The organism is Nostoc sp. 'Peltigera membranacea cyanobiont' 213 (assembly GCF_002245975.1).
GTDB lineage: Bacteria > Cyanobacteriota > Cyanobacteriia > Cyanobacteriales > Nostocaceae > Nostoc.
Window position 1 is genome coordinate 1 of sequence record NZ_NOLI01000233.1, and the last position, 6,089, is coordinate 6,089.

Annotated in this window: 8 protein-coding genes; 3 read left to right on the forward strand and 5 right to left on the reverse strand. The window is 42.6% G+C overall.

Annotated features, from left to right (window positions below; all coding sequences use genetic code 11):
• Window positions 1-12: 12 nt before the first annotated feature.
• Complete coding sequence (locus CDG77_RS32735) at window positions 13-444, reverse strand: NUDIX hydrolase (protein ID WP_094333360.1); 432 nt, start codon at window positions 442-444, stop codon at window positions 13-15.
• 21 nt (window positions 445-465) lie between these two features.
• Complete coding sequence (locus CDG77_RS32740; RefSeq protein ID WP_181154485.1) at window positions 466-954, reverse strand: hypothetical protein; 489 nt, start codon at window positions 952-954, stop codon at window positions 466-468.
• A 245-nt stretch (window positions 955-1,199) separates the two neighbouring features.
• Here CDG77_RS32740 and folD point away from each other — a divergent pair, with 245 nt between their 5' ends.
• The 3 genes from folD to CDG77_RS32755 all read left to right on the forward strand — a co-directional run bounded on the left by folD (window position 1,200) and on the right by CDG77_RS32755 (window position 3,897).
• Entirely contained in the window at window positions 1,200-2,087 is an 888-nt protein-coding gene (gene folD, locus CDG77_RS32745) for a bifunctional methylenetetrahydrofolate dehydrogenase/methenyltetrahydrofolate cyclohydrolase FolD (RefSeq protein ID WP_094333361.1), read from the forward strand.
• Window positions 2,088-2,233: 146 nt separating this feature from the next.
• Window positions 2,234-3,166 (forward strand): geranylgeranyl diphosphate synthase CrtE, encoded by a 933-nt coding sequence (gene crtE / locus CDG77_RS32750; protein ID WP_094333362.1) that lies wholly within the window; start codon window positions 2,234-2,236, stop codon window positions 3,164-3,166.
• Window positions 3,167-3,441: 275 nt separating this feature from the next.
• Window positions 3,442-3,897 carry a divergent PAP2 family protein gene (locus CDG77_RS32755; RefSeq protein WP_094333363.1) on the forward strand — a complete coding sequence of 152 codons (456 nt, stop codon included), beginning with the start codon at window positions 3,442-3,444 and terminating at the stop codon, window positions 3,895-3,897.
• Window positions 3,898-4,012: 115 nt separating this feature from the next.
• Here the strand turns inward: CDG77_RS32755 and CDG77_RS32760 are convergent, their stop codons facing one another.
• The 3 genes from CDG77_RS32760 to CDG77_RS32770 all read right to left on the reverse strand — a co-directional run bounded on the left by CDG77_RS32760 (window position 4,013) and on the right by CDG77_RS32770 (window position 5,994).
• A complete protein-coding gene (locus CDG77_RS32760; RefSeq protein ID WP_094333364.1) occupies window positions 4,013-4,681 on the reverse strand; it encodes a hypothetical protein in 669 nt (222 codons plus the stop codon).
• A 198-nt stretch (window positions 4,682-4,879) separates the two neighbouring features.
• Window positions 4,880-5,209 (reverse strand): MgPME-cyclase complex family protein, encoded by a 330-nt coding sequence (locus CDG77_RS32765; protein ID WP_094333367.1) that lies wholly within the window; start codon window positions 5,207-5,209, stop codon window positions 4,880-4,882.
• Window positions 5,210-5,274: 65 nt separating this feature from the next.
• The gene (locus CDG77_RS32770) at window positions 5,275-5,994 is read right to left on the reverse strand and encodes a SnoaL-like polyketide cyclase (protein ID WP_094333365.1); all 720 of its coding nucleotides are present in this window, start codon (window positions 5,992-5,994) and stop codon (window positions 5,275-5,277) included.
• Window positions 5,995-6,089: the final 95 nt, after the last annotated feature.

Genomic DNA, 6,089 nt, shown 5'->3' on the forward strand with positions numbered 1-6,089 from the left:
CCCCAATCCCCATTAAGAATTTATCCCCATAAAATCCAACATAATTCTCCGATGCATATTTCCTAAAGGTCGGACTTCGCCAGCGTTTTGCGAATAACAGTTACCTTGGTGGATATCTTCTGGGGTCAATAATCCCATATCCCAGCCTTCATTCAAAACCAGTTGATTTAATTCCACCAAGAGTGGTGCATGAAAGACATGACGGACAACTCTTTCATCGGGATAACAGCCAAATTCCACAAAGGGTGGTAGGTTGTAGCCGATTTCTTCTAAAATTTCTCGCTTCACTGCTATATCTGGCGTTTCACCAGGTTCGAGATGACCGCCAAATAGCGCCCAATAACCAGGGTAGAGAATACCGGGGATGTTGTCGCGTAGTTGCATGAGAAACTTGTTTTTTTGATAGAGAATTGCGATCGCTACATGCACCGGTTGATTGTTCATATATTAATTTTTAATTGCTAATTATTCTTCTTCTAGATAAACTTCCCCCAATTCTTTACCACCTAAAGGGATACTTCGGTAGCGAACTTTACCCTTAATCACCACTTGCGCTCCCTTACCCAGATTCTTTTGATTGGTGACAACCCAAATTTTGCCAGTGGAGTCATTAATTTGATAAGCCCATTGCTTCATTAAGGGAGCTTGGTTTTCCACCTGACCTTGGATGTAAACTGTAGCCTGATTGTCTTGTTCTGGTTTAATTTCTCGAATTGGGGTGACATTGGTACCAATTTTAAAATTAGTCCCATTCAAGCCAGGCGAGGTTAAACTACCACAACTAGAAAGTCCCACTACCAATAAAAAAATCAACCCCAGGCGGTACGGAACAATCCTGTGTCCGTCCAAGAACGAAAGGGACAAATTTTTTGTTTGTTGCATGAAAGCCATCGATTGAGCAAATTTTTGCTTCACTGCTTGGTTTGTCGCCAGTTTCATCAGGTCAGTTCCCATCTATAATATTCTCTGCGGTTTCAGAAACACACTCTCAACTGAGCAAAAAATGTTCTGAATTTCATCCTGCAATTCTTTATTCTTCAGATAAAGCTGTCGATCTGAGAAAATAAGCATTATGGTTTTACTCTGAGAGAAACGCTACGACATCAAACAGATACACATTAATAATTAAAAGTCAATAGTCAATATTTCTACTCCAGACTTCGGACAAAAGGCGAATTATAGATTAGTTAGGAATTTTTATGGAAACAAAAACTGCCAAACTTCTTGATGGTAAAGCAATAGCAGCAAAAATTCAGCAAGAACTTTCTGTTGCTATTACACAATTACAACCAAAAATTGGACGACCCCCAGGTTTAGCAGTGTTGATGGTTGGCGATAACCCAGCGTCAGCCGCTTATGTCCGCAATAAAGAAAAAGCCTGCGCTAAGGTTGGCATCGCCTCTTTTGGTAAGCATTTCCCAGCCCAAACAACCCTTGAAGAGTTAGAAGAGGTCATAGCTGCACTAAACCAAGATGAACGGGTGGATGGCATTCTGGTACAGCTACCCTTACCTAACCACTTGGATGCTGTGACTCTGCTACATCAAATCGATCCTGATAAAGATGCTGATGGATTACACCCAGTTAATTTGGGGCGATTAGTACGGGGAGAAACTGGTTTACGCAGTTGTACTCCGGCTGGTGTAATGCGGCTTTTAGAAGCTTATGAGATTCCCTTGCAGGGAAAACAGGCAGTAGTCGTGGGACGCAGTATTTTGGTGGGTAAACCTATGGCATTGATGTTATTAGAAGCTGATGCCACAGTCACGATCGCTCACTCGCGATCGCATGACCTGAAAGCCATCACCCAAAATGCTGATATTCTAATTGCAGCAGTCGGTCGTCCTGGATTGATCGCTGCTGATATGGTAAAACCAGGTGCTGTTGTGGTAGATGTGGGAATGAATCGCGTCACCGATGCTAATGGCAAAAGTCGCTTAATTGGCGATGTCCACTTTGAATCAACAGCTGCTATAGCAGGATTTATCACTCCCGTCCCTGGCGGTGTTGGTCCTATGACTGTAGCCATATTGTTGCAAAATACATTTAACAGCTATTCCAAAGCGGCAAGAGAAGAAAGAGAGTGAAGAGCAATGAGTAATGAGTTAAAAGTTAAGAGTTATTAATGCTAATTCTTAACTCCTAACTCCTAATTCTTCATTTATTTCAGCGCCACAGCACCTTAAAATTGTGACGTATGAGACGCAAATCCCAAAATATCAGGAATTAAAGAATGGTAGCAACTGATAACGTTCAAAAGATACCACCAGAGGAAGCCACGTTTAACTTAGCAGTCTATCTAAAAGAGCGACAAAAGCTTTGCGATAATGCTTTAGATCGGGCTATCCCCATCATTTATCCAGAAAAGATTTATGAGTCGATGCGCTATTCATTATTAGCTGGAGGCAAGCGGGTACGTCCCATTCTTTGTCTTGCTACCTGTGAAATGATTGGTGGAACTATTGAAATGGCTATGCCAACAGCTTGTGCAGTGGAAATGATCCACACAATGTCGTTGATTCATGACGACCTCCCAGCGATGGATAATGACGATTATCGGCGGGGAAAGCTGACCAATCATAAAGTCTATGGCGAAGATGTGGCGATTTTAGCTGGGGACGGCTTGTTAGCTCTCGCTTTTGAGTTTGTTGCCCTTGAAACCCCCCAAAGCGTTAAGAGAGAGCTAGTCTTGCAGGTAGTTATCCGTCTTGGTAGGGCGCTGGGGGCAGCTGGTTTGGTTGGCGGTCAAGTTGTCGATTTAGAGTCGGAAGGTAAATCCGATATTTCCCTAGAAACGCTAAATTTTATTCATAAACACAAAACGGCCGCCCTTTTGGAAGCTTCTGTAGTTTGTGGTGGGATCGTCGCTGGGGCATCACCTGAAGATGTGCAGCGACTGACCCGTTATGCTCAAAATATTGGGCTAGCATTCCAAATCATAGATGATATTTTGGATATCACTTCTACCCAAGAGCAATTAGGTAAAACAGCTGGTAAAGACCAAAAAGCCCAGAAAGTGACCTATCCCAGCCTTTGGGGACTTGAGGAATCGCGCTCAAAAGCCCAAGAGTTAGTTGAAGCAGCTTGTGTGGAATTAGAACCATTTGGGGAGAAAGCCAAGCAACTCCAAGCGATCGCTCATTTTATTACCAGCCGCAATAATTAGCAACGCTTTGTGGCACGATCAATTCTTATCCCGCAGGGTTTCATTCATTGGGAGTTGGGAGTGGGTGGTTTATTTACACGATGCTGTACTACTACCGCCCAGCAGAATTCAAAATTCAAAATTCAAAAAGCTTATTCGATCGGCTTTTAGGCAATTTTGAATAATTGGTCTGTTTTCGCCGTGATGTACTAGGTTAATTTTAGATTTTGGGTTGAATCTAAATGTTTCCTCAACCAACAACTGCTGCTAATATTTACTAACCTAACCAAAATACCATGCAGGACATAGGCAACATTTTAGACAACCGGGTGCTGCTGGTTGCTCTGGTAGCTTGTTTAATTGCTCAAGCATTAAAGCTTGTAGTCGAGATCGTCAAACATCGCAAACTCAATGTACGTGTTTTGGTGACAACCGGAGGTATGCCCAGTGCCCATTCAGCTTTAGTTACAGCTTTAGCTGCTGGTGTGGGGCAAACAGTGGGTTGGGCATCTCCTGATTTTGCCGTTGCGATGATTTTTGCCATCATCGTCATGTATGATGCAGCCGGAGTTCGTCAAGCAGCTGGTAAGCAAGCTCGTATCCTCAATCAAATGATTGATGAATTATTTCATGAAAAACCAGACTTTAGCCAAGACCGTTTGAAGGAATTACTCGGACATACACCAGTTCAGGTAATAGCTGGGTCGGCTTTGGGTATAACTATCTATTGGTTAGCTAGGTCTGCTTATTAAGCTAGGGCATGAATCTTTGTTTGAGCGACTATTTTTAATTGGTAACTGGTAATTTGTCAACTGACAAATTACCAACTTGGTAGATCGCATCAGTCTTTCAGAAAACTTAATATCACTACAAGCGCACAGTTGAGCGCAGCAGAATCACCTTACGACTATCTACTATACTGGCAACAAAACCGCCATTGTTCAGCTTCTGTAATGTGTTGTATGCTTCACTTTGGTTGGTTGTATATACTGCTAGCAAATAAGGGCGTTGTCCATAAGAAACAAAACCTACGTTACCTCCTACTGCTTGCTGTACGCTACTTACTAGTTCAGGACGGTTGTAATAATCTACCAACACTGCATAACCTTCTCCTAATGCTTGGGGATTATAGTTAACTGTCTGCTGAAGTGGCTGTTGCTGTGCCTGTTGCTGTGCCCGTTGCTGTGGCTGCACATCTGCCGTTGTCGGTCGAGTGGTGATGATGGCAGACAAGCCAACAATATTACTTACATACCTTGCCCATCGATTGGCATCATCAATTTTTTTAAAGCCCCCGATTCGCGTCACAGTTTCGTTGAGATATTTGCAGGTAATGGTCTTCAGTTCAGGCGGTAAGGCACTACGCAACTGCTTTTGATTATTTGCTGTGGGACTGACTACTAATAAAAGATACTCACCCGAAATCGGTGGTTGACAAACAGGAATGGCTTGTTGAGCAAAAACAGAACTCATGCCACCAATCAACCCTGCGATAGCTAATCCTAAAACACTTGGTAAAATCTGAAATCTATGCACAAAAGTTAGATTATGTAAATCAAGGTGTCCTAGAAGATTTTATAAGAAAAAAGCTGAAAACCTAGCTACTTCAGTATGGGAATGCAAGGAGTGTTACAAAATATATTTGTAACTCAAAAATAAAATTAGGGATTGGGGACTGGGGGGAGAAGAATCTATTGATGATTGACCAATGCCCCATGCCCAATGCCCAATTATCTAAGATACGGTAGCCAATGATGCCAAAGCATCTGGTATTGTCTCAGAAGGAGCCTGGAATTCTCCAGTGATGACGTACTCTAAACGCAGTTTTAACCAAGTAATAAATTGGGGATTTGTAGAAATAATTGCTACTGCTGGTTGGGGACACTTTGCCTTTAGCTGTGCAAATTCGGGTGCTTCCAAGAAAGCAGGTTGCTCAACCAACCAAAAATCTAGTTGTTTTTCTTGTTCGTGGTAGTGACGAGTCCGTTCTTTGATAACTTCCTGTATGGGTTCTTCTTGGAGAAGAAAGCGAAGACTAGCCAAAACGTAATAGTATGTTTGCATTTTCATCCTTTGGTTGCTGTGTGAATCATGTAAGGGCACAGTACTACATTCTGTACCCTTACGAACTAACTCTTGCGAGATTTATTGAACCAAGAACTGAACGGACAAGCACTTGTCGGCTTTTGGGCATTTGTCTGTTTGCCACCAGATGTTAGCTTTTCCAAGAACAGATTATTGTCGAAGTAGTGTTCTAAGGAAATAACCTTTAAGTCATCGGTAACTTTTGCAATACTCATGCCGATAATTTCTATTGTCTCTCCAGTCGGTGCATGGCCTTTGTATTCTCCGTTAAAATGTCCCCAATGCCGCCATTTGAATGTGACATTTGGTGGCCCTGAGAAAACTTCCAGCACTTCCCAAGGAAATCCTTGAGGAAATGTTGTATGGAAGACTTTTGCGGATGATTCAAAGCTTTCTTCTGAAGCCTTGTAATGCTCTGAATCAGGCATAAATAAATTGTAAGTACCTTGGGCTGATACATCTGCTGCTGTGTACTCTACTCCCCCGTTGGTACTCACGCGAAACTGTTCGTTGACAATAGATAACCACTGCTGCGGGTTAGCTTTGAAAGATACTTCCATCTCAAAGGTTCGCACCAAGTTTTGCACGATCGCTTCTAGTGTAGCTTCAAGGTGATTGTGGATACTTTCTTGGGCGAGATTCTCTTTGGAACGAGAATAATCAGGCGGTGTCTGATAGCGCCACTCGACATCAGTGCTTTCTGCTATCACTTTATCTCGATCCTGTACCCAAAGTGGCAGATTGTTAGATTGTGTTGCGCTCATAGAAGTTTTTGCTGAAGATTTGATCCCAATTTCTAGATTTCGCAGTGACAACCCCTCTTTTAAGATACGGGAATGGGGACTGGGGAATGGGGACT

Excerpts from the sequence above, each read along its gene's own strand:
- CDG77_RS32765 (WP_094333367.1), bottom strand. The coding sequence starts at position 5,209 with ATGCAAACATACTATTACGTTTTGGCTAGTCTTCGCTTTCTTCTCCAA.
- CDG77_RS32735 (WP_094333360.1), bottom strand. The coding sequence starts at position 444 with ATGAACAATCAACCGGTGCATGTAGCGATCGCAATTCTCTATCAAAAA.
- CDG77_RS32755 (WP_094333363.1), top strand. The coding sequence starts at position 3,442 with ATGCAGGACATAGGCAACATTTTAGACAACCGGGTGCTGCTGGTTGCT.
- folD (WP_094333361.1), top strand. The coding sequence starts at position 1,200 with ATGGAAACAAAAACTGCCAAACTTCTTGATGGTAAAGCAATAGCAGCA.
- crtE (WP_094333362.1), top strand. The coding sequence starts at position 2,234 with ATGGTAGCAACTGATAACGTTCAAAAGATACCACCAGAGGAAGCCACG.
- CDG77_RS32770 (WP_094333365.1), bottom strand. The coding sequence starts at position 5,994 with ATGAGCGCAACACAATCTAACAATCTGCCACTTTGGGTACAGGATCGA.
- CDG77_RS32740 (WP_181154485.1), bottom strand. The coding sequence starts at position 954 with ATGGGAACTGACCTGATGAAACTGGCGACAAACCAAGCAGTGAAGCAA.